This window comes from Methanoculleus sp., assembly GCF_035363275.1.
Taxonomy (GTDB): Archaea; Halobacteriota; Methanomicrobia; order Methanomicrobiales; family Methanoculleaceae; genus Methanoculleus.
On sequence record NZ_DAOSET010000003.1, the window covers coordinates 25,656 to 50,781 of the forward strand.

Sequence of the window (25,126 nt, forward strand, 5' to 3'; positions counted from 1 at the left end):
CGTGCCTGTATTTGCCGGCCTCAGGGTCTCCGCATTTCTGGCATGGAAGGCCATCCAGCGCGGGAGCAAGGGGACGCTCGCCCTCACCATCATGATCATCGCCCTCATTTTTGTGAACTTAGTCTTCCTCCCCTCCATCATCTCCGGGGTCGTCGAGACCTTTAATACCCAGTCGATCGACTTCGACTTCGGAAACCTGGTCATTGAGCCACGGGAGGGCAGCCAGTACATCGATGACGCGACCGGTCTCCAGAAGAAGGTCCAACGGGTGCCGGGAATCACCGGCACGTCACCGAGGACGGCCGCCGGGGTGACCTACTTCTACAAGGGCAGAAACGCCGCAAGCACCCTCTACGGCATAACCCCGGAGGACGAGCGATCGGTGACGAAGATCGCCGACTACCTGACCGAAGGGGAGTTCCTCTCAAACGGTGATACCGATGCGATCATCATGGGTGCGACCCTCGCGGGGAGGGAGGGGGAGGAGGGGGGCGGCCTCCCCACACTCGAGGGGGTCATGGTCGGCGACCCGGTAGAGGTGGCCTATCCGAACGGCGCAACAAGGACCTACCGGGTGAAGGGGATCTACGAGACCCAGTCCTTCGGTGTCGATACGTCGGCTTTCATCACCAATCGCGAGATGAGCGGGGTACTCGGCCTCCAGGACCAGGCGTCCGTGATCCTGGTGAAGACCGAGGTGAACGGCAGGGAGGAGGAGTACCAGAGAGAATTGCTCTCCTACGGCATCCAGGAGGAGGTCCGGACATACCAGGAGAAGGCGGGAGGGTTCGTCGACCAGGCGATACAGAGTTTCAACATCATCAACGCGATCTCGACCATGGTCAGCCTCATCATCGCCGTCGTGGTGGTCTTCATCGTGATCTTCATCAACACCGTGAACCGGCGGAGGCAGATCGGGATCTTGAAGGCGATCGGGATTGACCAGCGTATCATCATCAACTCCTACGTCCTCCAGGTGCTCTTCATCACCGCCGTCGGGGCACTGGCCGGGATAGCGTTGAATGCCGGCGTGACGACCTACCTGACTGCCTACCCGCTCGTCTTCCCCGGCGGCCCGGTCTACCCGCTCGTGGAGGCGTCGGCGATCCTCCGGAGCATCGCCAGCCTCTTTGCGGTCTCGGTGGTGGCGGGCTACATCCCGGCGTGGCGGATCGCCCGCGAGGATATCCTCTCCGCAATCAGGGGGTGAACGAATGATCGTCGCAGAGAACCTCACCCGGGTCTACACAATGGGCAGGGTGGAGGTCCGGGCCCTCGAGGGCGTCTCCCTCTCCGTTGCCAGGGGAGAGTTCGTCGGGATCATGGGGGCGAGCGGCAGCGGGAAATCGACGCTCCTCCATATCCTCGGGCTCCTCGACCGCCCCGACTCCGGCAGGGTCACGATCGACGGGACCGACGTCCTCGCCCTCTCCGACCACCGGCGGACCCTCTTCCGGCTGAACCGGCTCGGCTACGTCTTCCAGGACTATGCGCTCATCGGGGAACTCACGGCACTCGAGAACGTCTACCTGACGTCGCTCGTTCGCGGAGATCCAAAGGAGGGTTATCTCAAAAAGAGCGCCGAGATCCTCTCCCGGGTCGGCCTCGGCGATCGGATGGACCACCGGCAGAGCGAACTCTCGGGCGGAGAGCAGCAGCGCGTGGCGATCGCCCGGGCGCTCGTGAACAGTCCGAGCATCCTGCTTGCCGACGAGCCCTGCGCGAACCTTGATAGCCAGACGTCAAAGAGCATCCTCGACCTTTTTGCACGGTTAAACGAGGATCTGGGCCAGACGATCCTGATGGTCTCGCACGAGGACTGGCACAAAGAGTACTTCTGCCGGGTCGTCACCCTGCGGGACGGTCTGATCGAGGATGTGACGGAGTGCAGGAAAGCGTGATGGGGATGTGCTCCTCACCCTCTGCAACCTACCGGTGATCAAGCACCGGCCCAAAGGGCTGGTCTCCTTTGCGGCCTCGCGCCGTGTGGGGGCGAACGGCGGCGGGGCCCCGGGACCGGTTGCGCCCGACCATGAGGACACACAGAAAATGAGCGGCAATACAATTTTATATCACACTCTATATACAACCCCGGCCGGTGAGAGGCATGCAGGAACAGAAGACGTTCAGGTGCAAGGATCTCGGCCTTGCGTGCGAGTTTGAGGAGAAGGCGGAGAACGAGAAGGAGCTGATGAAGCGGGTCGAGGGGCACGTCCAGACCGCCCACCAGATGAACCCGGAGCACCCGGAGACGCAGGAGAAGATCCGCAAGGCGATGAAGTGAGGGGAACGCCCCCGAACTTTTTTTTCTGACGGTCGTTCGCACGATAGCTGGAGGGCTCCCCCGGTATGGGGCCTCAACGAAGGGAGCAGCAGGTTCTTTTCTGATGAGGACTACCGGGACGGGCATGGCACACCATACAGGCTTTCGGCACACACCGGAAGACGAGGCAGCCCGCAGGCGCTGGCAGCACCCCGAGTTCACCCTGGAGGGGATCGGGCTTACCACGGGCGATACGTTCATCGATGTCGGGTGCGGGGACGGGTTCTTCGCGCTCCCGGCGGCGCGGCGGGTCGGGCCGCACGGCCGCGTCTGCGGGATCGACGTCGACGCAGAGGCTCTCGATCTCCTGCAGGAGAAGGCGTTCCGCGAGAGGCTCGACAACGTCGTCCTCCACCACGGGGCAGCGGAGGAGATCGTTCTCTGCGACCGATGCGCGGACGTGGTCTTCATCGGGATCGCCCTCCACGACTTTGCCGACCCGGTCAGGGTGCTTGTCAACGCGAAGGTGATGGCAGCCCCGGAAGGCAGGATCGTCGACGTGGACTGGAAGAAAGAACCTCTCCCCCTCGGCCCGCCGACCGCAAAGAAGTTCAGTACGGAGCATGCGGCGTCCCTGATGGCGGAGGCGGGGCTCCGGGTGACAGGGGTCGCGGAGGCGGGGCCGTACCACTACATCATCACGGCGTTGTCCTGATGACAAAAATAGAAGGGTTTCGGGGTCACTTCAGGTTCGCGAGACGGCCGTAATCGACGGCGTTCACGAATGCATCGAGATCCTGCTTGGAACCGTCCTCGACGCTGACGTAGACCATGAACCGCTCGTTCACGCCGATCCAGGTGCCGTAGGTGGCGGGTTTGGAGAAGAACTCCCAGGAGGGGTGGCCGCCGACCGTGCCCGACCTGTAGTAGCCCTCGGTCGTCTCGAACGAGACGAACGAGTCCCACGACTCCCAGTAGCCCACGTCGTAGTAGGCCGAGTCCTGGATCAGGACCGCCGCCACGGCGTCACCCTTTGTGTACTCACGGGACGCAAAGGTCCACTGGCCGTCCTCGACCACCAGGGAGGCCCCGGATGGTTCTTCCGCAGTCCAGCCGGCAGGCGCACCGGGCAGGAACGGGATCAGGGTCGCAAACGGAACCGCGGATACGCTCCCCGCTGCGGCACCGGAGACGGTGGTGCCGGCGGCGGGAGTGGTCGTGGCCACGGCGGTGCCGGTTACGGAGGTCCCGTAGGTGGTTGTCTGCGGTGTGGTGGTGTCCGACGGCGCCGATGTACAGCCTGCGGCAAGCAGGCAGATCCCGAGCATGACAAGAAGCGCCGGGAAGATCGTGTTTGAAGAGAGTGTTCTCATAATGATGCCCTCAGTGAGACCAGATTGATAGAATAATATTTATAAATTGTCATTTAGCGATACGGCGCGGTATGCTCGAACCGGGTGCGTTTTGAAGCGTTCACCAACCTCATTCGCGACGGCTGAACGGAAAACGGCTGAAACAAGATGGATCGGGGGGAACCATTATAAAGGGTTTAAGAAAAGTATTTACCATATCTGAGCAACCTTACCGCATGGTTCAGAGAAAGAGTATCTATGGTGCCCTGGTTGCAGGACTCCTCGCACTGTGCCTGCTCGGAGCCGGTTGCACGTCGCAGCCGGCGGAACAGCAAAACGTGACCGCGACCCCCACCCCGGAGGCGACCACGGCCGCTCCGGAGACGAACGCGACAGCCACCCCCGCCCCGGCGGAGGAGTACGTCTTCAACGAGACGAACTACAACGAGACGGTCACCCTCCCGGTCGGGAGCGAGATCACGATCCGCCTCGCCGAGAACCCGACGACCGGCTACGAGTGGAACGTCACCTCATATGAGGGGCTCCAGCTCGTGAACGAGACGCACGACGCGCCCCAGACCGAACTTGTGGGCGCCGGCGGGGTGCATGTCTGGGAGTACATCGCTGCCGAGGAAGGCGCCGGCGAGTTCTCTGCAGTCTACATGCGGCCCTGGGAGAACGTGACCGGGAACGAGACCGCATTCTCGATGGCGTTCACCATCGAGTGATCCTCGAGTGTGCCCCCCGCCAGGCTCGCGGGGTAGGCACCCATCTTCTTTTTTACGCATCCGGCACGCCCCATCAGGCTGTTGCAGGCCATTCCCGGATCCCGGCTCAGGCGGGCTGCTATTATATACACTCACGCATATTCCCCCGCCGAGGAAGGATCACCCGTGCGGCCTGCTCCTCTATGCTCCCTGCAATCTGCGATAACCGCTTGGCGTCCACACCATAGAGAGCCTGTGGCCCCAGGGTTCTGAAGAGCCGTCGGGAACCCTTCTCCTCGAACACAGGGGGTTTTCCGGGCCGGCACTCCGGAGGGGAGGGGACCGGGGAAGCTTCCAGGAGGCTCAAAGGATGAACGAACGCAACTTCTATGCTCCGGTGCTGGCGCTGATTGCCATCGCGCTCCTCACCGGTATCGTATCGGCCGCCGAGCACCAGGTTACCAACGCTTCGGTGGATCAGGTTTATTCGACGGTCGTCGACGACCGCATCCTCTGGTCCGACAATAGAACCGGAGATTATGATGTGTACCTCTACAACGCGACCACCGATAGTGAAGAAGCAGTCACCCCGCCGGAAGGGGATCAATTCGCCACGGCGCTCCCGGCCGGGATGGCGATGAACGGAGACCGGATCGTCTGGGAGGACAACCGGAGCGGGAACCGAGATATCTACCTTTACGAGATCTCTACCGGGCAGGAGACACGGATAACAAACGGGACCGGCCATGAGATCAGCCCCGCTATTGCCGGAGACTGGATTGTCTGGCAGGATAACCGGAACGGGAACTGGGATATTTACCTCTACAACATCGCCACGGGGGAGGAGACCCGGATCACCGAGAACGAGAGCGTGCAGATGACCCCCGCCGTCACCGAGAGCATGGTCGTCTGGAACGATGTCCGGAACGGAAACTGGGACATCTACATCTGGCTCCCCGATGAAGCCGCGCCGTCCGCACCGGGACCGGCCGGGACACCTGCTCCGACTGCCCCGGGGCCGGATCGAACGCCCACCCTGCCCGGAACACCCGTGACACCCGGTGCAACCACTCCGCCGACCGTGTCACCCTCGCCAAACGCAACGACACCGGAAGAGACACTCCCGCCGACCACAACGCCGACAACCGTGCCGCCGACAACCCTGCAAACACTGCCACCGTTGACGTTTGTGACCGTGCCGCCGACAACCCTGCCACCGTTGACATTCGTAACCGTGGTACCGACCCAGCCACCGGTCATCCTATGACCGGATCCGGGACCGGCGTTGAGACACCCGGTATAACCACCGGATTCGCGGCTCATACCGCGTGACTCTCCCGAAGGCCCCTGAATGAGCCGGGTCACCTCGATACCCCTCATTCCGGGAGATCGAGGGTTGGCATTCGGCGTATCACGCGCACAGGGGTCCGGGGGCCGGGACTGTTCGGGTCGGTCGGTGGGACTGTGCAGACGCGAGACGGGTCGCCAGCAACCGCACAAACATCATGTGAACGGCGTATGGATCGCGATGCGGCACACGGAGACCGGAAAACGCATCTGTCCGCCGGAAAAAAAGGAGACGAGAGGGTATATCGACACTCGTTACGCCAGGTAGTCATCCGGGCGTGGGATCTGTTCTTTTAAGCCCTTGCGCTTGCGTATGCTCTTGACCACGTCGTTCACGATACCGGCGGGGACCAGTTCGAACCCGGCGAACTCGGTGCTCCACATCGCGCGTCCTTCGGTGGCCGACCGGACATCACCGGCAAACCCGAAGAGCTCGGCGACCGGTGCCCGGCCGACGATCGTCATGGTATCGCCTTCGCTCAGCATATCGAAGACCTGGCCGCGCCGACCCTGGATCTGTGAGGTCGCCGCGCCCATCTGCTCGCTCGGAACCGTGATCTGGATCTTCTGGATAGGCTCAAGGAGCGAATCGCCGCCCAGCAGCAGGCCTGCCTTGACGGCGCTTCTGACCGCCGGGATGACCTGAGCGGGACCGCGGTGGATGGCATCCTCGTGGAGCTTCACGTCCACCAGCCGGATCTTCAGGTTCTGGACCAGTTCATCGGCGAGCGGGCCGCCGCGGAGGGCTTCACGCCAGCCGTCGAGGACCAGTTCCATCGTCTCGTTCAGGTACTGGATACCCTTCGTCATGTCGATGAACATGTTGGTGCCCTCGATCGCCTTGACGTTCTTGGCCTCGTCCTTGTCCATACCGGCAGCAGCGAGAATATCACGCCGCTCGATCGCCTGCTGGTTCATCGAGACCTCGCCGTCCAGGATCATCTTCACGATCGCCGGGTCCATCGGTTCGAGTTCAAGGTAGAACCGGTTGTGACGGTTCGGCGACTTTCCTTCGACCGGGCCGGCCCTGCCCGTGATCGTCTCACGGTAGACGACGATCGGGGGGGAGGTGAGGATATCGACGCCCTTGTCGCGCTTGATACGGCCGGTGATGATCTCAAGGTGGAGTTCGCCCATGCCGCTGATCAGGTGCTCGCCGGTCTCCTCGTTGATCGAGACCTGCACCGTCGGGTCTTCCTTTGCAACCTGGCGGAGGACCTCGACGAGCTTCGGGAGATCCTTCATGTTCTTCGCCTCGACGGCGACGGTCATGACCGGCTCGGAGTAGTGCTTCAGCGACTCGAACGGAGTCATCTCGATGAGCGACGTGACGGTCGAACCGACGATGGCGTCCTTCAAGCCCGTGACGGCAGCGATGTTCCCGGCCGGGAGCGCATCCACCTCAATCCGCTCGGCACCCATGAAGATGCCGACCTGAGCGAGGCGGTTCGCGCGCTTTGCCGCACCTATGATGTAGCACTCGGTGCCCCGGCGGAGCGTTCCCGAGAAGAGACGGCCGGTGGCGACCTCGCCTGCATGCGGGTCAAACGAGATATCGGTGACCATCATACAGACGGGTCCGTTCGGGTCGCACGCGACCATGGCCTTCCCCTCGGAAGTATTGTAATCACCGTGCCAGATGATGTGGATACGCCGATCCTGGGCCTGGAGGGGGTTGGGGAGGTGCTTGACCACCATGTCGAGGAGGACGGCGTGCAGCGGACTGTTCTTCGCCAGCCACTTCATGTCGCCGGTGTTGCACTTCTCATAGACGTCCTTGAACGAGACCCCGCTGCTCTTCATGAAGGGGACCGAGACGGCCCAGTTGTAGAGCGCGGAACCGAAGGCGACGGTGCCCTTGGCGGCATCCAGCTTCCAGCCGTCGTTGTACATCTTCTCGTTCATGCCCTTGATCAACTTGTTGACCTTGTCGATCACCTTCGCGAGGCGGATCTGCATCTCCTGCTCGTCCACCTTCAGCTCGTTGATCAGCCGGTCGACCTTGTTGATGAAGAGAACCGGGCGGACACCCTCCTTTAAGGCCTGCCGCAGCACCGTCTCCGTCTGTGGCATGGTCCCCTCGACGGCGTCGACCACGACAACGGCGCCGTCCACCGCACGCATGGCGCGGGTCACGTCGCCGCCGAAGTCCACGTGGCCGGGGGTATCGATCATGTTGATCAGGTACTCCTCGCCGCCGTACTCGTGAACCATCGAGACGTTGCTCGCATCGATGGTGATGCCGCGTGCCTGTTCCTCCTCGTCGGAGTCCATGAAGAGCTGCCTGCCGGCAAGCTCCTCGCTGATCATCCCTGCTCCTGCAAGCAGGTTATCCGAGAGTGTTGTCTTTCCGTGATCGATGTGGGCGACGATACCGATGTTCCGGATGTGCTCCGGTTTGTCCATCAGATCCGTCACCCGCTCTACCATCTTCTTTCGTCTGGTCATGAATTACACCGAAAAAATAATAGGGGGGTTTAGCGGGCAGCTTTTGCGATACGTTCTCTCTCTTCTTTCTTCGAGACTGCATAGGAGCGGGTATCACCGTTCGCGGCAGAGATCAGCTCTTCGGCAAGCGCCTCGCTCACGGTCTTCTTCTTCTTGTGGCTCGCCTGGAGGACACCGGCAGTGATGAACCGGAGCGCAGTATCAACACGGCGCTGGGGTGCGGTATCGACCGACTTCGGGACGTTGATGCCACCGTACTTCAGCCGGACGGTCTCCTCACGGGGCCCGGTGTTCGCGACTGCATCCACCAGCACCTGGACCGGGTTCTTCTTCGTCTTCTTGTTGACGATCTCGAAGGCCTCGCGGACGATGCGGATGGTGAGTTCTTTCTTGCCGGTGTTCTTCTCGCTCTGCATCAACTTGTTGATCAGGCGTTCGACGATCAGCATGTTGCTCTTGTTGAACTGCTGGCCGACGAGCTTGCCGCAGGAGTGCGGCACGATCATCGTGTGCAGGTTTACGTAACGGGCAAGGCTCGGATCCTGGATCTCGACCTCGCTCATGTCCCAGCGGTTAAAGAGGAGTTGAGGCGTTCCTGCTTCCGCCGGCTGCGTGGTTCCTGCTTCTGCTTCCACCATACCACTTACCTCCGCGGCTTCTCCTTGCGCCCGATAACCATTTCACTCAGGCTGACGTTGTTCACCTTGGTCACGACGAACCGGACACCGGGGATATCACCCATCGACCGGCCCAGCCTGCCGCCGATCCCCTCGATCTCGACCTCATCGTGCTCGTCGATGAAGTTGATGGCACCGTCGCCGACGGCGAATGCGGTCACCTGACGACCGTTCTTGATCAACTGCACGCGGACGCACTTGCGGATAGCAGAGTTCGGCTGCTTTGCCTCCACACCCACCTTCTCGAGAACGATCCCGCGGCCCTGCGGTGCTCCCTCAAGGGGGTCGGATTTCACATCGAGCCCGAGCTGGCGCCGCACGTAGACGGTGTCGTGCCATCTGTTGAACTTTGCGTCGCGCTTCAGTTTTCGGGCTGCAAATTTACCATTTCCCATCGAATACCCTCGTATCGGTTGAATTTGTAGATAGGAGCAACTCCTGGTGTGCTATAAAACAACGCGCGTCGCGGATTTATATATTGTGGAACCCGGCTGCGCGCCGATCTTTCGCCTTAACTATTTGATCGGGAGATGATATAATATTATATCCTGACGAGCAACCTTCATGGATGAGAACCCGGATATACAAGGAGGTTTTTTTCGAGGCAACCCATCGCCTGATTCACTATCAGGGGAAGTGTTTCCGGCTGCACGGTCACCAGTGGCGGGTAGAGGTCTGGATCGAGGGTACTGCCGATGAGCGCACCGGGATCGTCCTTGACTATAACTGCATCAAAGAGGTCGTCGGGCGGTTCGACCACCAGGTGATCCTGAACGCGGATGACCCCATGGCGGCGTGCATCGAGACGTTCCACCCGGTCGTCACCACCGAGGGCGACCCGACGAGCGAACTCCTTGCAGGGCTGATCGCGGAGATGATCGACGCCGAAGCCGCACGCCAGGGCCGCGACGCCCGCGTGGCAAAGATCCGGGTCTGGGAATCGACGTCCTGTTACGCAGAGCGCACCTATGATCGTCAGTGAGATCTTCCGGAGTCTCCAGGGGGAGGGATTGAACCAGGGGCGGCCCTGCACCTTCATCAGGCTCGCCGGGTGCAACCTCCAGTGCGCCTGGTGCGATACCCCCTACGCCCGGGAAGGAGGCGAGGAGATGAGCGTGACCGAGGTCCTCGACCAGGTCTGGCTCCTGAACGGGAAACATATCTGCATCACCGGCGGGGAGCCGCTCCTGCAGCGGGAGGAGGTTCTCGAACTCCTCAAGAAGTTCAGCATTCATGGGTATAACGTCGAGATCGAGACGAACGGCACCCGGGACTTCCGCGAGATGCAGACCTATGCGTCCATCTGTATGGACGTCAAGTGCCCCTCTTCAGGCGAGAGAAGCGACATCCGGCTCCTCCCCTTCATCAGCCGGCGCGACTGCGTCAAGTTCGTGGTGGCGGACGAGGACGACCTCTTCTACGCCCGGGCGGTGATGGCCGGTCGCGAGATCCGGGGCGAGGTCTTCATCTCACCGGTGGAAGGATGCGACTACCACGCCATCGCGGACTATATCGTCGAGGAGAACCTCCCGGTGAGGTTCCAGGTGCAACTCCACAAAATCCTGGGGGTAAAATGATGAAGGCAGTCTGTCTTCTCTCGGGCGGCATGGACTCCACCACGCTCGCCTACGTCGCAAAGGATATGGGCTACGATATCATCGCGCTCCACTTCACCTACGGGCAGCGGACGGCGGCAAAGGAGCGCGCGTGTGCTCAAAGAATCGCGACCCTGCTCGATGCACAGGAGTTCGTCGAGATCAGCCTCGAACATTTCACGAAGATCGGGGCGTCGAGCCTGACCGACACCGCGATCCCGGTCGAGGCGTATGCCGGCGAGGAGGAGGGGATACCAAGCACCTACGTCCCCTTCCGGAACGGCAACCTCCTCGCCATCGCGACGAGCCTCGCCGAGGCCCGGCGGGCGGGAGCGGTCTTCATCGGCGTCCAGACCGGGGACTACCCGGGCTACCCCGACTGCCGGCCGGAATTCATCGAGGCGTTCCAGCGGGTGGTCGACCTCGGCACGGCGGCGGAGCCCCGGATCACCCTGATGACGCCCTTCGTCCGGATGTCAAAGGTGGATATCATCAAAAAGGGCCTCTCGCTCGGCGTCCCCTACCAGGAGACCTGGTCCTGCTACCAGAACAACGATAAAGCATGCGGGATCTGCTCATCCTGCCACTACCGGAGAGAGGCGTTCCGGGAACTCGGCATCGAGGACCCGATCACCTACGAGAGGTAACTATGGAGATTTACCACGGAAAGCGGCTTACCATCGAGAAGAAGGAGATCACCCTCCCGAACGGGAAGAGAACGGAGCGGGTGGTCGTCCACCCCGGCGGAGCAGTCGCCATCCTTCCGGTCATCGGGGACGACTGCTACCTGATCCGGCAGTACCGGTTTGCTATCGACGACTACATATTCGAGGCGCCGGCCGGGACCATCGACGAGGGCGAGGAGCCGCAGGAGACCGCGTATCGCGAACTGATCGAGGAGACCGGGATGAAGGCCGAGACATTCGTCCCGAAAGGCTGGATCTACCCCTCCCCCGGCTACACCGACGAGCGGATCTGGCTCTACCTCGCAGAAGGCCTCTCCCCCTGCTCCGACTACTCAATGGACGACGACGAGGTGATCGAGGTCGTCCGCGTTCCGGTCAGAGATCTTGCGGTGATGATTGCAGACGGCCGGATCGTCGATGCAAAGACGATCTGCCTCGCCTGCCGCTGCGTGCAATGACGGCGCATGGAGCGTGCCCGGAGGGGACGCGGCGAATGTGCGCATATTTATGCCTTCCCCGGAGAAACACATAGTAGCTTCGATATATGAACAACCTTTGGCAAGCCGGGTGAATCCCCAATGGAAGAAACACAAACACAAGAGATGGATACGCCGCGAAAGCGCTACGAATTCAAGAAGATGCTTGAACGGCTTGCGGAGAAGGAAGGGAGCGGTACCGAGCTGATCACCCTCTATATACCTCCGGATAAGCAGATATACGACGTGACCGCGCAGCTCCGCGATGAGTTCGGACAGTGCGCAAACATCAAGAGCAAACAGACCCGGACGAACGTCCAGAGTGCCATATCCTCAATCCTCTCCCGACTGAAGTACTACAAGCGCCCGCCGGAGAACGGCATGGCGGTCTTCTGCGGCACGATCAACATCGGCGGCGACCGCACCGACCTCGACTGCGAGATCATCGAGCCGCCCGAACCGATCAACACCTACATGTACCGGTGCAGTTCTTCGTTCGAACTCGAACCGCTGCAGCAGATGCTCGGGGAGAAGGAGATCTACGGCCTGATCGTCCTCGACCGGCGGGAGGCCTACATCGGCTTTTTGCGGGGCAACCGTATCGAGCCGGTCCACGGAGTCACCTCGACGGTCCCCGGCAAGCAGCGAAAAGGGGGTCAATCGAGCGTCCGTTTCCAGCGACTGCGGCTGATCGCCATCAACGAATTCTACAAGAAGATCGGTGACCGGGCGAGCGATATCTTCCTTGCCGAGAAGGACTTCTTCGAGCGGTTCAAGGGCGTGCTGATCGGCGGCCCGACCCCGACGAAGGAGGAGTTCGAAGCGGGCGGCTACCTCCACCACGAGCTGCAAAAAAGGATTATCGGGCTCTTCGACGTCTCCTACACGAATGAGAGCGGGCTTGCCGAACTCGTCGAGAATGCATCGGATGCCTTGAAGGGCCTTGATATCATCAAGGAGAAGAACGTGATGAACCGGTTCCTCCAGGAGCTGGTAAAGGACGATGGAGCATCTTCCTACGGTGAGGAGAGCGTCCGGAAGAACCTGGAGCTTGGTGCCGTCGACACCCTCCTCCTCTCAGACAAACTCAGGCGAGCCCGACTGAAACTTGCCTGCCAAAACAGTGACTACACCGAGGAGCGGACGGTCAGCCTCGAGCCGGGCAAGCACATCAAGGACCTCGACTTCGGCACCTGCCCGAGCGACGGCTCCCCGCTCTACGTGGCAGAAGAGGCCGACATCATCGACGAACTGACGACCCTCGCGGACCAGAGCAGCGCGACGGTTCGGATCATATCGGATGACTTCGAAGAAGGCTCGATGCTTTATAACGCATTCGGCGGGATCGCAGCGATCCTGCGCTACAGGACCGGATACTGATGTTCCAGGAGAAGTACCAACAGATTGAGCGCATGCTCCGCGCATGCACCGGTGAGGAGGACGCCCTCCTCACGACAGGCGGGGATCACGCCGATCTCGCCTCAACGATAGCGTTCAAACGTGCGAAAGTTGAGAAGCGGGCTCCCGCAAAGATCGCCGCCGATATCGCGGAGAAACTCTCCGCGGACCCCTCGCTCGGCGATATCAGGGTCGAGGCGACCGGCCCCTACGTCAACTTCCGGTTCGGCCCCACACTCCTCGCCGACGCCGTCAGGGAAGCCCTTGATCCAGGCTACGGGGCCCTCCAGCGCCGAACGGGCCGGGTCGTGCTCGAACACACGAGCGCGAACCCGAACGGCCCGCTCCACGTCGGGCACATCAGAAACACCGTCATCGGCGACTCCCTCGCCCGGGCCTTCCGGAAGGCCGGACACGCGCTCGAGGTGCAGTATTATCTCAATGATATGGGGCGCCAGATCGCCATCGTCTCCTGGGGATTCGACCACCTCGATATCCCCCGCAAGGAGGGCGAGAAGCCGGACCATTACGTCGCCAGGGTCTACATCGCGGCGAACCGGGAGATCGAGAAGAATCCGGAGATCACAAAAGAGATCGACCACCTCATGCAGCTCGTGGAGCGCGGCGACGCGGAGACCGTGAAAAAGTTCCGCACAGCCGTCTCCCTCTGCGCGGAGGGGATCAAGGCGACCCTCGCGGCCTTAAACGTTCACCACGACCGGTTCGTCTGGGAGAGCGACTTCGTCCGGATCGGCGACGTCGACCGGATCATCGAGCGGGTCCGGCGCCTGCCGCAGGCCCACGAGGACGAGACCCTCTGGGTCAACCTCACCGAGCAGGGCTTCGAGAAGAAGTACATCCTCCGGCGGAGCGACGGCACGTCGGTCTACAGCACCCGTGACCTCGCCTACCACACCTGGAAGGGACGCAACTACGACAGGATGATCGACGTGCTCGGCGCGGACCACAAACTGATCGGCGCCCAGCTCCGGGCCACCCTCACACTCCTCGGCGAGCAGCCGCCCGAGATTGTCTTCTTCGAGTTCGTCTCCCTCCCCGAAGGCTCGATGAGTACCCGAGCGGGCAAATTCGTCTCGGCAGACGAACTCATCGAGGAGGTTGCCGCGAAGGCGTATGACGAGGTGACCACGCGCCGGCCGGAACTCTCCTTTGAGGAGCGGTGCGCCATCGCAAAGTCGGTCGCCATCGCCGCCATCCGCTACGACATCGTGAAGGTCTCCCCCGAAAAGAGCACGGTCTTTGACTGGAAGGAGGCTCTCGACTTCGAGCGACAGAGCGGCCCCTACATCCAGTACGCCCACGCCCGGGCCTGCAGCATCCTCGATAAGGCCGGGGAGTTTACGCGGACATACACGCTTGAGACCGAGCACGAGGTCGCGCTCGCCCGGCACCTTGCCCGGTTCCCGGCCGTCATCGAGCAGACCGTGGAGGAACTCCGCCCGCATCTCGTCGCCGCCTACGCCCGCGAGCTCGCCGACCTCTTCAACGCCTTCTACCACTACGATCCGGTCTTGAAGAGCGAGGGCGAGACCCGAAACAGCCGGCTCACGCTTGTGGACGCGGTCAGGAACACCCTGCAGGAGTCCCTCGCGACCCTTGGTATCGATGCGCTCAGAAGCATGTAAGGCTCTGCGGAAGCAGGGCTACCAGTTCGTCAGCCCCGCCTCCTCGGCGGCCGTCAAGCCCTGCATGTGGAACAAGCGGGCGCTCAGGGGCGGGGAGATGTGCTACAAGGCGCAGTTCTACGGCATCGAGAGCCACCGCTGCGTCCAGATGACCCCGACCCTCAAATGCAACCAGCAGTGCCTCTTCTGCTGGCGGTCGTTCGAGCACGAGGTCGTGGAAGAGGAGGAGTGCCCGCCGGAGGCGATCATCGCAAACCTTCGCCGCCTCCAGAAGAGGGCACTCTCGGGCTACAAGGTCTCGCCCTACGTCGCGCCGGAACGGTTCGCCGAAGCCCTCGCCCCCACGATGGTCGCAGTCTCCCTCTCCGGGGAGCCCACCTGCTACTCGCGGCTTGCTGACCTGATCGACGGCCTCAACGCCGACGGCTACACGACGTTCCTCGTCTCGAACGGCACCCGGCCCGAAGTCCTTTCCCGCTGCCGGCCCTACCAGGTCTACGTATCCCTCGACGCCCCCGACCGCGAGACCTACCTCCGGCTCTGCCGGCCGCAGGAGGACTACTGGGACCGGATCCGCGAGAGCCTTGCCGGGCTTGCCGATCGGCGGTCCGCCATCCGCACCACCGTGGTCCGGGGCTACAACGACTTCTGCCCCGAAGGCTACGCGGCGCTTTACCAGGATTCCGGGGCCCGGTTCGTGGAGGTAAAGGGTTATATGTATCTGGGGTACAGTAGGAACCGGCTGCAGAAGGACCAGATGCCTGAACACGAGGATGTCAGGGAGTTTGCGGAGAAAATTGCGCAGCATTGCGATTATGTTATCAGAGACGAGAGCCCGGCAAGCCGGGTCGTCTGTCTGGAGCGGAAGATATGAGATTCGATGTTGAAACGTTCAAGCAGAAGGCGAGAGAGGACTTCGAGCACGCATGGCACGAAGGGCCGTCGGTCCTGACCCCGGCAGGGGTTGCAGGCCGGTACCCCCGGCTGAAGTACACCCGGGCGACCCCGCACCCGATCTTCGAGATCGTGCAGCGGCTCCGCGAGACCTACCTTGCGATGGGGTTTGACGAGGCGATCAACCCCCTGATCGTCGAGGAATCGGACATCTACCGGCAGTTCGGCCCTGAAGCAATGGCCGTCCTCGACCGGGTCTTCTACCTCGGCGGCCTGCCCCGCCCGAACGTCGGGATCGCGAAGAAGCAGCTTGAGGGGATCGAGGGGATCCTCGGCCGTGCGCTGACGCCCCAGATCGAGGAGAAGCTCCGCGAGACCCTTCACGGCTACAAGAAGGGGACGATCGACGGCGACGAACTGACGCACGAACTCGCGGCCGTGCTCGAGGCCGACGACGCGACCGTGGTCCACATCCTGGATGCGGTCTTCCCGGAGTTCCGGGCGCTCGCCCCCGAGTCGTCGCGGAACACCCTCCGGAGCCACATGACGAGCGGCTGGTTCATGACGCTCTCCTCCATCTGGGAGAAGCGCCATCTCCCGATACGGCTCTTCTCGGTCGACCGGTGCTTCCGGCGCGAGCAGGAAGAGGGGCCCACCCGGCTGATGACCTACCACTCGGCCTCCTGCGTCGTTGCCGGGGAGGACGTCACCCTCGAAGAGGGGAAAGCCGTCAGCGAGGCCCTCCTCTCGGCCTTCGGCTTTGAGGAATTCCGGTTCCAGCCCGACGAGAAGCGGTCGAAGTACTACATGCCCGACACCCAGACGGAGGTCTACGCCCGCCACCCGGTCCTCGGCTGGGTGGAGGTCGCGACCTTCGGGATCTACTCCCCCTCGGCGCTCGCGGAGTACGGGATCGGCGTCCCGGTGATGAACCTCGGCCTCGGCGTGGAGCGGCTCGCGATGATCGCCTACCGTTCGAACGACGTCCGCGAACTCACCTACCCGCAGTTCTTCCCGCAGGACCTCTCCGACCGCGAGATCGCGGGTGCGGTCCACCTGCGTGTCGAACCCGCATCGGCGGTCGGGAAGCGGATGGCGGATGCGATCCGCACCACGGCCGCCGAGCACGCCGCCGCCCCCGGACCCTGCGCCTTCACCGCGTGGACCGGCGAGATTGCCGGGAGAGGGGTCGAGGTGATCGTCGAGGAGCCCGAGTCCAACACGAAGCTCTGCGGACCGGCCTGCGCGAACGAGGTCTATGTCCACAACGGCGCGGTGCTCGGCGTCCCCGACACCGAGAAGTGGGCGGAAGTCCGGCGTGACGGGGTCTCGACCGGCATCACCTACCTCGACGCCGTGGCAAGCCTCGCCGCCGCCCGGATCGAGGAGGCAGCACGGTGCGGGGAGGGGACCACTGTCCAGGTGAAGATGTCGAAGCTCCCCTCCGACGTCAACCTGCGGATCGAAGAGTACGCGATGCGCTACGTCACCGACCACAACAAAAAGGTGGACCTCCGGGGCCCGGTCTTCCTGACGGTCCGCTCCGTCATCCCGGAGCAGCAGACTTAACAAAGCCTTTCTCCCGCCCCGGCCTCTCTTTTTTTCCGGCGGTTTTGTCCCTGTCCGATTCGAGACATCTCCGAAGCAGCGGCAGCACGTCCCGCTGCGAGACCAGGTTGAACCGGGCCCGGCTCGGCGCGAGCCCGACCTTGACCGAGTAGGCTTCGGGGGACATCGCCGCAAAGAGGTCCTCGTCGGTCCGGTCGTCGCCGATGGCAAGGACGAAGTCCCAGGCCCGTCCCGTGATCCAGTTCAGCGCCGCCCGCCCTTTGTTGACGACATTGTTCTTGATCTCGATCACCTTGTTCCCGTCCAGCACACCGACGTCGAGGTTGGAGGTCAGGTACAGGAGATCGTCCTTGAGCTCCTTCGCCCTCTGCGCACCGAGCACCGGTTCAGTCCGGCGGTAGTGCCAGACGAGGGAGTAGTCCTTCTCCTCGATGAAGGAGCCGGGCGTGCGGTCCGTATAGAGTTCAAGAAGCGGCTGGATCTCCGCTTTCCACTCGTCCGAGAGTGCCTCGGGCATCCGCCACTCCCCGGATCGCTCTTTCACCCAGACGCCGTGCTCGGCGATGAGCCCGATATCCATCTCCCCAAACCAGTTCTCCAGCGTATGCCGGTCCCTGCCGCTGATCACCACCACCTCGTTTTCCGGCGTCTGAATCAGACTCTGGAGGACCTCCCGTGTGGCCTCGCCCGGAACCGCCTTCTGCGGTTTTGCGGCAAAAGGCACCAGGGTGCCGTCGTAGTCGAGGAGGAGGAGACGGCCCTTGCCGGCCCGATAGTCGGCGACCAGCTGTTCCCTGATGGCAGGGGTGACAATCTGCTCGGACCGCTCGACCTGGACGGTCCGGGCGTCGCCGAGACGGGTGAGGAAGTCGCCGACCCAGCGCTCGATGTCGTAGCGCATCAGTCTCCTCTGCATGATCCGGTTCCGCTCGATCTGCTCCTTCTCCGGCATGGCGAGCGCCGTCTCGATCGCCTCGATCACCGCGTCCTGGTCGTTGGGGTTGACGATGATCGCTTCGCCGAGTTCCTCGGCGGCCCCCGCCATCTCGGAGAGGATGAGCACCCCGGTGCCGTCGGTCCTGCTCGCGACGTACTCCTTCGCCATCAGGTTCATGCCGTCCCGGAGCGGCGTCACCAGGGCGACGTCGGCGGCGCTGTAGAACGCGACGAGCGTCTCGAACGGGAGAAAGTTGTAGAAGTAGCGGACCGGGGTCCAGTCGGTCGTCCCGTACTTCCCGTTGATCCGGCCGACGAGCTCGTCGAGCCGCTTCTTTAATGCCTTGTAACTGTTGACGCTCGTCCGGGACGGGACGGCGACGACGACGAAGGAGATCGTTCCCCGGTACTCCGGTTTCCGGTCAAGAAGCGCATCGAAAGCCTCGAGCCGGAGCGGGATCCCTTTCGTGTAGTCGAGCCGGTCAAACGAGAGGACGATCTTCTGTTTTCCGTACCGCTGCCGGACCTTGGCGATCTCCTTCTGGACCGGGTTGCTGCCCGCAGCGTCGGCGAACCGGTGGTAGTCGATGCCCATGGGAAAGAGGTCGGTCCGCACCACCCGGGTGCCGGTCCTGACCTCGCCGAAGGTGTGCTCGTAGCCGAGGAGCCGCCGGACGCTGGAGAGGAAGTGGCGGACGTAGCCGTAGGTGTGAAACCCGATGAGGTCCGCACCGAGGAGGCCGGCGAGGATCTCCTTCCTCCAGGGCAGGTGCCTGAATACCTCGAACGACGGGAAGGGGATGTGATGGAAGTAACCGATCTCTGCCTCGGGAAGGCGTTCCCGGAGCATCTGCGGCAGGAGCATCAGGTGGTAGTCGTGGACCCAGATGACATCGTCGGGCCGGGCGACCTCCATGACGGCATCGCAGAACCGCTCGTTCACCCGCTGGTAGACCTGCCACGTCTTGGGGTCATAGTCCACAAAGAGATTGAAGTAGTGCAGGAGCGGCCAGAGGGTGTTGTTGCAGAACCCGTCGTAGTAGTGTTTGATGTCGTACGGAGAGAGAAAAACCGGGTGGCACTGCTCCTTCCTTAATGCCTCGACGATCCGTTCCCTCTCTTCGTCCTGCTTTCTCTGGAGGTTCATGCCGGGCCAGCCGATCCAGAGACTCTCGTACGACTTGTAGAATGAGCCGACTCCGGTGGCAAGACCGCCGACACTCCGTTGCAGGCGGAAGTCGCCGTTCTTTTTTGAGAGACTGACCGGGAGCCTGTTCGATACTATCAGTAACCTGTTCATAGTTCGACCTGCTTACGATCGGATAGATTGATCGCATCACAAAGATTCTCAACTAAAATTAAGTTTTTGGAGAAATCTCCAAAAATTGCAGATATCGCGCTTCCGGCAACCATTTCTCCTCCCCGGCCTTCCCGACGCCGGCAGACACTTCAGACTTCGCACATGGTCGGATGGGCAGGTTCTGTCGGGGCATTTGCGGTAGCGGTTGGCGGAGGGAAGGTGGATTGGGGTGGGGGCGGTCAGAGCAACTGGACCGCGGTCATCGTATGTCAGAGGCCGGGGCGCGGAGAAAAAAGAGGATGCCGATCTGATTTCCGGGGTCACGCCCGGGCACGGATTCTCCGTGATTACGCACCTGACGGTGCTCGAACTCCTGCCCTACAGGCAGTCGCACTCACGAACCATCGCGTCCTGCGCCTCCATCCACTGGAGCGCCCGGCAGATCCACTGGCCCCCACCGCCCGGCGCTCCGCGCCTCCTCGCTCACACCTTCAGTGTTCATGCTCCGGCCTGTTTACGTGGGGTTCTGGTCTCCTGCCGTTGAAGTGCAACTAGAGGGCAGACCCCTGTGTGGGGCCGGCCCGTCCCCCTGCCTCCCCACCCGTAAAAGTTATATTATTCCAACACAATGTTAGGTATAGATAACAGGTGACGTGATGAAGACGCGATACGCGGTACAGATTGCGGCGGGAGCGATTATCGCAACTGCCGGGCTCCTCCTCCCGTTTCTCACGAGCGGGATGGAAGTGTTCTCCTCGGTCCTGGTGACGATCGGCCTCGTGATCCTCATGGTGGCCGCCGTGCGGCACTGGAGGTTCCGTGACGAGCCGGAGAAGGATGAGCGGATACAGAGGATCGGTGCATACGGTATCTCCTGGTCCTGGTTCCTCACCCTCATCTTCCTCGCGGTCCTCTTCTGGGTGGACTACCTCGGTGTCCTTGCCCTCACGGTCGATAGCGTGCTCCTCTCGACCATCCTGCTGATGGGGCTCTCGGCCCGCATCTTCCAGTGGTACTTCTTCCGGCAGGGGGACGTAGCATGAGAAGAACAAGCACGATAATCCGGCTCCGGAAGGGGGACGCCGGGTGAAGACCCGGATCAAGGAGCTCCGGGCGAAGGCGGGGCTCACCCAGGAGGAACTGGCGCAACAGGTCGGGGTCCGGCGGGAGACGATTGTCTTCCTCGAGAAGGGGAAGTACAACCCCTCCCTAAAACTCGCCTACAAGGTGGCCCGGACGCTCGGCTCCACCATCGAGGAGGTCTTCACATTCGAGGAGGAGGACCTGGCGTGACCGGACGCACGGTCCTGGACTGAGCGGGATACGCAGCGTCAACTACCCTGAGACCCACGACCATGATGCCAGAACGCCGTTGAAAGACGGACGAACCCGATTACGGGTTGGAGGTGACGTTTCCCGATGGCTGCCCGGCACCGGGCAGGAGAGCGGATCTCCACCCGGAGGACGACGACAACAAAACCAACTGAGGAACGCAAAAATGTATTGGGGGCATTTTTTACGTTAGGAATAGAAGAATAAAAGCATTATGATTTTGAATTTCTTTAATTTAATTCCCGATTCCTGATTAACCTCAAATTTTTGCTTAATCTCAAAAAAATAGTTTTTATTACATCCCGAAGATAATTTATGACGATGTCCCGATCATTCGGGATGAGCGCGGCGCCCGGGAATGATCATTCCGGTTTTCGAGAGAATCGTGCCATTTCATTCCCCTCTGTCGGCCCCTCCCCACCGACGCCGCATCTCGGGGCACCGGCCCGATCCGGCCTGCCGGAGTTCCGGACCGTCGCGACCCACGATCGGCAGACCGGGCAAAATGCCGGCCCCTTCCGGTCGGTATCTGCGATGGTATTCGAGAAGTGCATGGCACACCGGGGATTCTCGCAATGGGCGAGCCCGAAGGTGTGGCCGAGCTCGTGCACCGCCTCCACGACGGCCCGGCGCCGAAAGATGCCGGGGTCCTCCGGGAGGTTGTAGAACGATTGCCTGAGGCGGTGCTGGGATATGATGGCGATTCCGCGGTTCGCAATCCCGAAGACGAAGTTCATGCCCGCCAGGTAGAGATCGGCGTCGGTGACACCCAGTGCCCGGTCACACCCGGCGGCCTCGCCGGAGAGCAGGAGGGACTCAAGCACCATCTCAGCGTCATACTGGCTGCGGGCCGGGTTCCACGCGGTTGCAGCAAGCGGGATCCTCTTCCCGACCACCACGTCTGCGGAGAAGTACTCCTTCAAGGACTCCTGGAGCCACCTCATCTCCGCCGGATTGACCCTCCCGATAGGAACAAGGACGATACTCATGCAGGCACTCCCGCGCAGCGTACCGACCGGTGGGGACTTGATGATACCGGTCAGGAACCGCGATCACCATCCCCTCTAAGAAGACCGAAGAGCCGTGCGAGCGAGACGATGTCCTGCCGGTTATGCTCCACCACCGGGACGAGCGGGCCGGGGTTGTTGGTCCGGCGGTAGGACTCATAGAACTCCGGAACCACCCGGCTCGGAATATCATCCTCCCGCTCAATACCGAGAACTCCGGTCTCAAGCGCACAGAGGCGGCAGGACCCGAACGTTCCCCTCCAGCGCCTGCGTGCGGGGTAGAGGATATCGAAGTGCGGCAGGGCCAGGTCTGCCGGGATGCCGTGGCGGGTGAGCCGCTCGCCGATATAGGGGAGATCGAACGCCCTGCCGTTGAACGTGACAAGGGCCGCCCCGTCCGCTTCCAGGTATGGGACAAGAGCGGTGAGCGCCGCCGCCTCCTCCCCGACAGAGCGGAGCAGGTACTGGCGAACGGTGAGCGACCCCTGTTCGAGCCGGCCAAGGCCAATGAGGATGACCGGCCGGGCAAAGAGCCCCAGTGTCTCGATATCCAGGAAGAGAAGGTCTCCGGCATCATGAAACCGGCTGAGCTCGAGGATGAGCGGATCGGAGCGCCGGTGCCGCCGCCCGATCCACTCCGCAAGGCCGCGGGTATCCCCCTGTTCCACCGCATGAAGGAGCCGTGCGGCGTCCCGGCAGTAGAGCGGGTGCCGGGCAAGGTCGGCGACCGTCCGGTAACCCTGCCGCTCCAGCCTTCGTCCGGTCGCCTCACCGATCCCGGGAACGAGCGTGAGGTCGGCAAGGACCGCCGAGGCCGCCCGGTCCGGGTCCCGGCCGTTGAGGCCCACGGCGGACCGGGACTCGATGACGTAGCATGTGCCGGCAGGAGAGGCAACCTCACGGCCGCAGAAGACGTCCTCGACCCTCCGGTTCCGGTTCGTTGCAATGAGGCCGTCGTGGAGGTGCCGGGCCCGCTCGTAGTCGGAGAGCGACGGTGGCATGCGCTCCCACCCGGACGGGGTGCTCCTGCACGGGCCATCGCGCCATCCCTGATTGAACGGGTAAGCCATTCTGCCGACAGAGAGTTGTGCCTCCCGGCATTCAAATGTAACCGCCGCGTCGCGAAAGTGAACGGGAACCTGCCTCCGGCATCACCGCTGCAGATGCTGCTCCGGTATTTCAGCGTGTAGTTCGGGTTCAGACCGGCCACCGCAGCGTTCGCATACGCGTGGCAGGCGTTACAGACGGCGATAGGATCCTCTCCCTGCTCGCCTGCCTTCGCTGCCATCGCGCACTTCCTGACGGTCAGGAGCGCCTCACCGAACAGGGATTCCCGGACCTCGTACCGGTACTCGGGACCGAAGAGCACCCGTGTCGCCGCCGGTCGGCATCCAGAAGGCGCGGGCGATGACGCCGACATTCCTGCTCTGCACCTGCCACACCGCCCGCTCAATCTCGTTGTAGAGCAGGTCGTCGGCGCCGTCGCGGATAGCCCTGCGGTAGGCGGGCGGCAGCCCGGAGAACTCCCGGGCGGCCAGCTTCCACCGCACATCTACCGGAATCCGTTCGAATACGTCCATATCGTTGCCTCCTGCTGCCCGTGATGGTTTCCTGGTCGGTGCGGATGCACCACAACGCACAATACGGTTATCCGGGTGCTGCGCCCACCGGCTACCACGTAAATACTTTTACGGGCAACAATCAGAGAGAGCCATGACCGCCATACACGCGTTCCTGATCGATATCGACGGTGTCCTCTACGTCGGCGACCGGCCGATCGAGGGTGCAGACCGGGCACTCCGGGAACTCGACCGGCGGGGAATACCCTACCGGTTCGTCTCGAACACCACCCGCCGCTCCCGCGCCTCAGTTGCCCGCCGGCTGGAAAGCCTCGGCTACACCATCCCGGAGGCCTGGGTCATCACCGCCCCGGTCGCCGCCGCGGCACACCTCAAGGAAGGAGGCCGGACACGCTGCTTCCTCCTCACCACCTCCGACGCCCGGACCGACTTTGAGGGCGCGGGCATCCGGGCGGTCGAGGAGAACCCCGACGCCGTCGTGGTCGCCGACGCCGCCGAAGGGTTCACCTACGAGAACATGAACCGGGCGTTCCGGCTTCTCCTCTCCGGCGCAGACCTCGTCGCGCTCGAGAAAGACCGTTACTGGATGGGGTCGGACGGGTTGATGCTCTCGGCCGGCCCGTTCGCGGCCGCCCTCGAGTACGCCACCGGCAGGGAGGCAGAGGTGATCGGCAAACCCTCCCCGGCGTTCTTCTTCCGTGCGCTCGCAGAGACAGGGGCGCGTCCCGAAGAGGCCGCGATGGTCGGCGACGACATCGTCACCGATATCGGTGGTGCCCAGGCCTGCGGAATGAGAGGGATCCAGGTCAGGACCGGTAAGTACCGGGAAGAGACGCTCGCGTGGTCGGGCATCACACCGGACCTCGTCATCGACTCGCTTGCGGACCTGCCGGAGTACCTCTGAGGCGAGGACGGACTTACTCCCGGACGATGTACCGGGCCGGGGAGGAGGCGCCGTCCCCCATCCCCTCCCCCCGGAGCCGGGCCATGGCCGTCTCGCAGTACTCCGGGACGATATCGATGCCAATGAACCGTCGCCCAAGCCGATGGGCGACGAGCGTCGTCGTCCCTGCACCGTTGAAGGGATCGAGCACCAGATCCCCCCGGTAGGAGAAGAGTTTGATCACCCGCCGGGGGAGCTCCTCGGGAAACATCGCCGGGTGCCGGTAATCCCGCATCCTCGCCTCCGCCGGGAAGGCCCATCTCGCAAAGACCCACTCTTTGAACTCGTCGCCGGTGATATCGATCTTCTCTTTCTCTCCGGTCTTCTTATGCGTCTCCTTATCGAAGACCTCGATGAACTCCCAGGTATACTTCATGTACGGCATCGACGGCGATTTCCAGCTCCCCCAGGCGGTGTACCGGGCGCTATAGGTATTCTTCTCCCAGAGGATCTCCGCCTTCCAGAGGAAGCCGATATCGAGGATCTGTGACGAGATGACATGGTGCGTGGGGATGTAATCGGAGAAGAGAGGTTGTACGTTGACCGCCATCCGCCCGCCGGGTTTGAGAAGACGGTAGCACTCCTGCCAGATCGCTTTGAGCCCCCTGAAGTAATCGTCCCACTCGCAGGTATCGTTGTTGTCCGCGTAGTGGTGTCCGAAGTTGTAAGGCGGGGACGTGACGACGAGGTCGACGCTCCGATCCGGGATCTCCTGGAGCACCGCTGCGGCATCGCCGCAGATGATGCTGTCTACGAACTGCCGGACGGCGTGAGGCTCAGGAGTGTATACGGCATGCTTGCTCCCGGCGCCACGCCGGATCTTCCTTTTCTCCTTCCGGTTCGCTATGCCTTCCCACGGCACCCCGACATGACCCTCCGGGGTGCCGGTGGATCACAGGAGGGGTTAAGCGTAACCCTCTGCCTCACGCGGGGTGCGGGGTGCCGGAGATGTTGTGACGGCGTATGTCAA

Annotated in this window: 27 protein-coding genes; 18 read left to right on the forward strand and 9 right to left on the reverse strand. The window is 62.4% G+C overall.

Annotated features, from left to right (window positions below; genetic code table 11):
• Nucleotide 1 precedes the first annotated feature (1 nt).
• The 4 genes from PLN84_RS00985 (at nt 2) to PLN84_RS01000 (ending at nt 2,978) form a co-directional block, all read left to right on the forward strand.
• On the forward strand, nt 2-1,210 hold the full coding sequence (locus PLN84_RS00985; RefSeq protein WP_292383978.1) for an FtsX-like permease family protein: 1,209 nt from the start codon (nt 2-4) through the stop codon (nt 1,208-1,210).
• A 4-nt stretch (nt 1,211-1,214) separates the two neighbouring features.
• Nucleotides 1,215-1,901, forward strand: coding sequence for an ABC transporter ATP-binding protein (locus PLN84_RS00990; RefSeq protein ID WP_292383977.1), 687 nt, complete (start codon nt 1,215-1,217; stop codon nt 1,899-1,901).
• A 206-nt stretch (nt 1,902-2,107) separates the two neighbouring features.
• Entirely contained in the window at nt 2,108-2,284 is a 177-nt protein-coding gene (locus tag PLN84_RS00995) for a DUF1059 domain-containing protein (protein ID WP_292383976.1), read from the forward strand.
• 124 nt (nt 2,285-2,408) lie between these two features.
• On the forward strand, nt 2,409-2,978 hold the full coding sequence (locus PLN84_RS01000) for a class I SAM-dependent methyltransferase (RefSeq protein WP_292383974.1): 570 nt from the start codon (nt 2,409-2,411) through the stop codon (nt 2,976-2,978).
• 25 nt (nt 2,979-3,003) lie between these two features.
• Here the strand turns inward: PLN84_RS01000 and PLN84_RS01005 are convergent, their stop codons facing one another.
• The gene (locus PLN84_RS01005; RefSeq protein WP_292383972.1) at nt 3,004-3,636 is read right to left on the reverse strand and encodes a hypothetical protein; all 633 of its coding nucleotides are present in this window, start codon (nt 3,634-3,636) and stop codon (nt 3,004-3,006) included.
• A 215-nt stretch (nt 3,637-3,851) separates the two neighbouring features.
• Here PLN84_RS01005 and PLN84_RS01010 point away from each other — a divergent pair, with 215 nt between their 5' ends.
• Together PLN84_RS01010 and PLN84_RS01015 are read left to right on the forward strand one after the other, a co-directional pair.
• Nucleotides 3,852-4,343 carry a protease inhibitor I42 family protein gene (locus PLN84_RS01010; RefSeq protein WP_292383970.1) on the forward strand — a complete coding sequence of 164 codons (492 nt, stop codon included), beginning with the start codon at nt 3,852-3,854 and terminating at the stop codon, nt 4,341-4,343.
• 349 nt (nt 4,344-4,692) lie between these two features.
• Complete coding sequence (locus PLN84_RS01015; RefSeq protein ID WP_292383968.1) at nt 4,693-5,589, forward strand: hypothetical protein; 897 nt, start codon at nt 4,693-4,695, stop codon at nt 5,587-5,589.
• A gap of 335 nt (nt 5,590-5,924) precedes the next feature.
• Here PLN84_RS01015 and PLN84_RS01020 read toward each other — a convergent pair whose 3' ends face one another.
• Genes PLN84_RS01020 through PLN84_RS01030 form a run of 3 tightly spaced genes read right to left on the reverse strand, consistent with a single transcriptional unit; the run spans nt 5,925 to nt 9,189 of the window.
• On the reverse strand, nt 5,925-8,117 hold the full coding sequence (locus PLN84_RS01020) for an elongation factor EF-2 (RefSeq protein ID WP_348531860.1): 2,193 nt from the start codon (nt 8,115-8,117) through the stop codon (nt 5,925-5,927).
• Between the two features lie 29 nt (nt 8,118-8,146).
• A complete protein-coding gene (locus PLN84_RS01025; protein ID WP_292383966.1) occupies nt 8,147-8,755 on the reverse strand; it encodes a 30S ribosomal protein S7 in 609 nt (202 codons plus the stop codon).
• Nucleotides 8,756-8,760: 5 nt separating this feature from the next.
• The gene (locus PLN84_RS01030; protein ID WP_292383964.1) at nt 8,761-9,189 is read right to left on the reverse strand and encodes a 30S ribosomal protein S12; all 429 of its coding nucleotides are present in this window, start codon (nt 9,187-9,189) and stop codon (nt 8,761-8,763) included.
• 173 nt (nt 9,190-9,362) lie between these two features.
• On the opposite strand from PLN84_RS01030, the gene PLN84_RS01035 reads away from it, so the two are divergent.
• The 8 genes from PLN84_RS01035 to sepS all read left to right on the forward strand — a co-directional run bounded on the left by PLN84_RS01035 (nt 9,363) and on the right by sepS (nt 17,058).
• The gene (locus tag PLN84_RS01035) at nt 9,363-9,776 is read left to right on the forward strand and encodes a 6-carboxytetrahydropterin synthase (RefSeq protein WP_292383963.1); all 414 of its coding nucleotides are present in this window, start codon (nt 9,363-9,365) and stop codon (nt 9,774-9,776) included.
• Entirely contained in the window at nt 9,763-10,371 is a 609-nt protein-coding gene (locus tag PLN84_RS01040) for a 7-carboxy-7-deazaguanine synthase QueE (RefSeq protein ID WP_292383961.1), read from the forward strand. Before PLN84_RS01035 ends, PLN84_RS01040 begins: the two co-directional genes overlap by 14 nt.
• Complete coding sequence (gene queC, locus PLN84_RS01045) at nt 10,371-11,036, forward strand: 7-cyano-7-deazaguanine synthase QueC (RefSeq protein WP_292383959.1); 666 nt, start codon at nt 10,371-10,373, stop codon at nt 11,034-11,036. Before PLN84_RS01040 ends, queC begins: the two co-directional genes overlap by 1 nt.
• A 2-nt stretch (nt 11,037-11,038) precedes the next feature.
• A complete protein-coding gene (locus PLN84_RS01050) occupies nt 11,039-11,533 on the forward strand; it encodes an NUDIX hydrolase (protein WP_292383957.1) in 495 nt (164 codons plus the stop codon).
• 144 nt (nt 11,534-11,677) lie between these two features.
• A complete protein-coding gene (gene prf1 / locus PLN84_RS01055; RefSeq protein ID WP_299952708.1) occupies nt 11,678-12,931 on the forward strand; it encodes a peptide chain release factor aRF-1 in 1,254 nt (417 codons plus the stop codon).
• Nucleotides 12,931-14,595: an arginine--tRNA ligase gene (gene argS, locus PLN84_RS01060; RefSeq protein ID WP_292383954.1), complete on the forward strand. Its 1,665-nt coding sequence runs from the start codon at nt 12,931-12,933 to the stop codon at nt 14,593-14,595. Before prf1 ends, argS begins: the two co-directional genes overlap by 1 nt.
• Complete coding sequence (twy1, locus tag PLN84_RS01065) at nt 14,576-15,469, forward strand: 4-demethylwyosine synthase TYW1 (protein ID WP_292383952.1); 894 nt, start codon at nt 14,576-14,578, stop codon at nt 15,467-15,469. Before argS ends, twy1 begins: the two co-directional genes overlap by 20 nt.
• Nucleotides 15,466-17,058 (forward strand): O-phosphoserine--tRNA ligase, encoded by a 1,593-nt coding sequence (gene sepS / locus PLN84_RS01070; RefSeq protein WP_292383951.1) that lies wholly within the window; start codon nt 15,466-15,468, stop codon nt 17,056-17,058. The genes twy1 and sepS overlap by 4 nt, the downstream gene beginning before the upstream one ends.
• Here sepS and PLN84_RS01075 read toward each other — a convergent pair.
• Nucleotides 17,036-19,294 (reverse strand): bifunctional alpha,alpha-trehalose-phosphate synthase (UDP-forming)/trehalose-phosphatase, encoded by a 2,259-nt coding sequence (locus PLN84_RS01075; protein WP_292383949.1) that lies wholly within the window; start codon nt 19,292-19,294, stop codon nt 17,036-17,038. The genes sepS and PLN84_RS01075 overlap by 23 nt on opposite strands.
• A gap of 343 nt (nt 19,295-19,637) precedes the next feature.
• Between PLN84_RS01075 and PLN84_RS01080 the strand changes: the two genes are divergently transcribed.
• From PLN84_RS01080 to PLN84_RS01090, 3 genes are all read left to right on the forward strand, one after another.
• A complete protein-coding gene (locus PLN84_RS01080) occupies nt 19,638-19,838 on the forward strand; it encodes a hypothetical protein (protein WP_292383947.1) in 201 nt (66 codons plus the stop codon).
• Nucleotides 19,839-19,950: 112 nt separating this feature from the next.
• Nucleotides 19,951-20,337, forward strand: coding sequence for a hypothetical protein (locus tag PLN84_RS01085; protein WP_292383946.1), 387 nt, complete (start codon nt 19,951-19,953; stop codon nt 20,335-20,337).
• A gap of 43 nt (nt 20,338-20,380) precedes the next feature.
• Complete coding sequence (locus PLN84_RS01090) at nt 20,381-20,587, forward strand: helix-turn-helix transcriptional regulator (RefSeq protein WP_292383945.1); 207 nt, start codon at nt 20,381-20,383, stop codon at nt 20,585-20,587.
• A gap of 401 nt (nt 20,588-20,988) precedes the next feature.
• Here PLN84_RS01090 and PLN84_RS01095 read toward each other — a convergent pair whose 3' ends face one another.
• The 3 genes from PLN84_RS01095 to PLN84_RS01105 form a co-directional block, all read right to left on the reverse strand.
• A complete protein-coding gene (locus PLN84_RS01095; RefSeq protein ID WP_292383944.1) occupies nt 20,989-21,615 on the reverse strand; it encodes an archaemetzincin family Zn-dependent metalloprotease in 627 nt (208 codons plus the stop codon).
• 50 nt (nt 21,616-21,665) lie between these two features.
• Nucleotides 21,666-22,634 carry a ribonuclease H-like domain-containing protein gene (locus PLN84_RS01100; RefSeq protein ID WP_292383942.1) on the reverse strand — a complete coding sequence of 323 codons (969 nt, stop codon included), beginning with the start codon at nt 22,632-22,634 and terminating at the stop codon, nt 21,666-21,668.
• 315 nt (nt 22,635-22,949) lie between these two features.
• Nucleotides 22,950-23,213, reverse strand: a complete 264-nt coding sequence (locus tag PLN84_RS01105; protein ID WP_292383941.1) for a hypothetical protein — start codon at nt 23,211-23,213, stop codon at nt 22,950-22,952.
• Between the two features lie 133 nt (nt 23,214-23,346).
• Between PLN84_RS01105 and PLN84_RS01110 the strand changes: the two genes are divergently transcribed.
• A complete protein-coding gene (locus PLN84_RS01110; RefSeq protein WP_292383940.1) occupies nt 23,347-24,117 on the forward strand; it encodes a TIGR01458 family HAD-type hydrolase in 771 nt (256 codons plus the stop codon).
• Between the two features lie 13 nt (nt 24,118-24,130).
• Here the strand turns inward: PLN84_RS01110 and PLN84_RS01115 are convergent, their stop codons facing one another.
• A complete protein-coding gene (locus tag PLN84_RS01115) occupies nt 24,131-25,018 on the reverse strand; it encodes a site-specific DNA-methyltransferase (RefSeq protein WP_292383939.1) in 888 nt (295 codons plus the stop codon).
• Nucleotides 25,019-25,126 lie beyond the last annotated feature (108 nt).

Coding starts and splice junctions, on each gene's coding strand:
- PLN84_RS00990 (WP_292383977.1), top strand. CDS start 1,215: ATGATCGTCGCAGAGAACCTCACCCGGGTCTACACAATGGGCAGGGTG.
- PLN84_RS00995 (WP_292383976.1), top strand. CDS start 2,108: ATGCAGGAACAGAAGACGTTCAGGTGCAAGGATCTCGGCCTTGCGTGC.
- PLN84_RS01000 (WP_292383974.1), top strand. CDS start 2,409: ATGGCACACCATACAGGCTTTCGGCACACACCGGAAGACGAGGCAGCC.
- PLN84_RS01005 (WP_292383972.1), bottom strand. CDS start 3,636: ATGAGAACACTCTCTTCAAACACGATCTTCCCGGCGCTTCTTGTCATG.
- PLN84_RS01010 (WP_292383970.1), top strand. CDS start 3,852: ATGGTTCAGAGAAAGAGTATCTATGGTGCCCTGGTTGCAGGACTCCTC.
- PLN84_RS01015 (WP_292383968.1), top strand. CDS start 4,693: ATGAACGAACGCAACTTCTATGCTCCGGTGCTGGCGCTGATTGCCATC.
- PLN84_RS01020 (WP_348531860.1), bottom strand. CDS start 8,117: ATGACCAGACGAAAGAAGATGGTAGAGCGGGTGACGGATCTGATGGAC.
- PLN84_RS01025 (WP_292383966.1), bottom strand. CDS start 8,755: ATGGTGGAAGCAGAAGCAGGAACCACGCAGCCGGCGGAAGCAGGAACG.
- PLN84_RS01030 (WP_292383964.1), bottom strand. CDS start 9,189: ATGGGAAATGGTAAATTTGCAGCCCGAAAACTGAAGCGCGACGCAAAG.
- PLN84_RS01035 (WP_292383963.1), top strand. CDS start 9,363: ATGAGAACCCGGATATACAAGGAGGTTTTTTTCGAGGCAACCCATCGC.
- PLN84_RS01040 (WP_292383961.1), top strand. CDS start 9,763: ATGATCGTCAGTGAGATCTTCCGGAGTCTCCAGGGGGAGGGATTGAAC.
- queC (WP_292383959.1), top strand. CDS start 10,371: ATGAAGGCAGTCTGTCTTCTCTCGGGCGGCATGGACTCCACCACGCTC.
- PLN84_RS01050 (WP_292383957.1), top strand. CDS start 11,039: ATGGAGATTTACCACGGAAAGCGGCTTACCATCGAGAAGAAGGAGATC.
- prf1 (WP_299952708.1), top strand. CDS start 11,678: ATGGATACGCCGCGAAAGCGCTACGAATTCAAGAAGATGCTTGAACGG.
- argS (WP_292383954.1), top strand. CDS start 12,931: ATGTTCCAGGAGAAGTACCAACAGATTGAGCGCATGCTCCGCGCATGC.
- twy1 (WP_292383952.1), top strand. CDS start 14,576: ATGCGCTCAGAAGCATGTAAGGCTCTGCGGAAGCAGGGCTACCAGTTC.
- sepS (WP_292383951.1), top strand. CDS start 15,466: ATGAGATTCGATGTTGAAACGTTCAAGCAGAAGGCGAGAGAGGACTTC.
- PLN84_RS01075 (WP_292383949.1), bottom strand. CDS start 19,294: ATGAACAGGTTACTGATAGTATCGAACAGGCTCCCGGTCAGTCTCTCA.
- PLN84_RS01085 (WP_292383946.1), top strand. CDS start 19,951: ATGAAGACGCGATACGCGGTACAGATTGCGGCGGGAGCGATTATCGCA.
- PLN84_RS01095 (WP_292383944.1), bottom strand. CDS start 21,615: ATGAGTATCGTCCTTGTTCCTATCGGGAGGGTCAATCCGGCGGAGATG.
- PLN84_RS01100 (WP_292383942.1), bottom strand. CDS start 22,634: ATGCCACCGTCGCTCTCCGACTACGAGCGGGCCCGGCACCTCCACGAC.
- PLN84_RS01105 (WP_292383941.1), bottom strand. CDS start 23,213: ATGGACGTATTCGAACGGATTCCGGTAGATGTGCGGTGGAAGCTGGCC.
- PLN84_RS01110 (WP_292383940.1), top strand. CDS start 23,347: ATGACCGCCATACACGCGTTCCTGATCGATATCGACGGTGTCCTCTAC.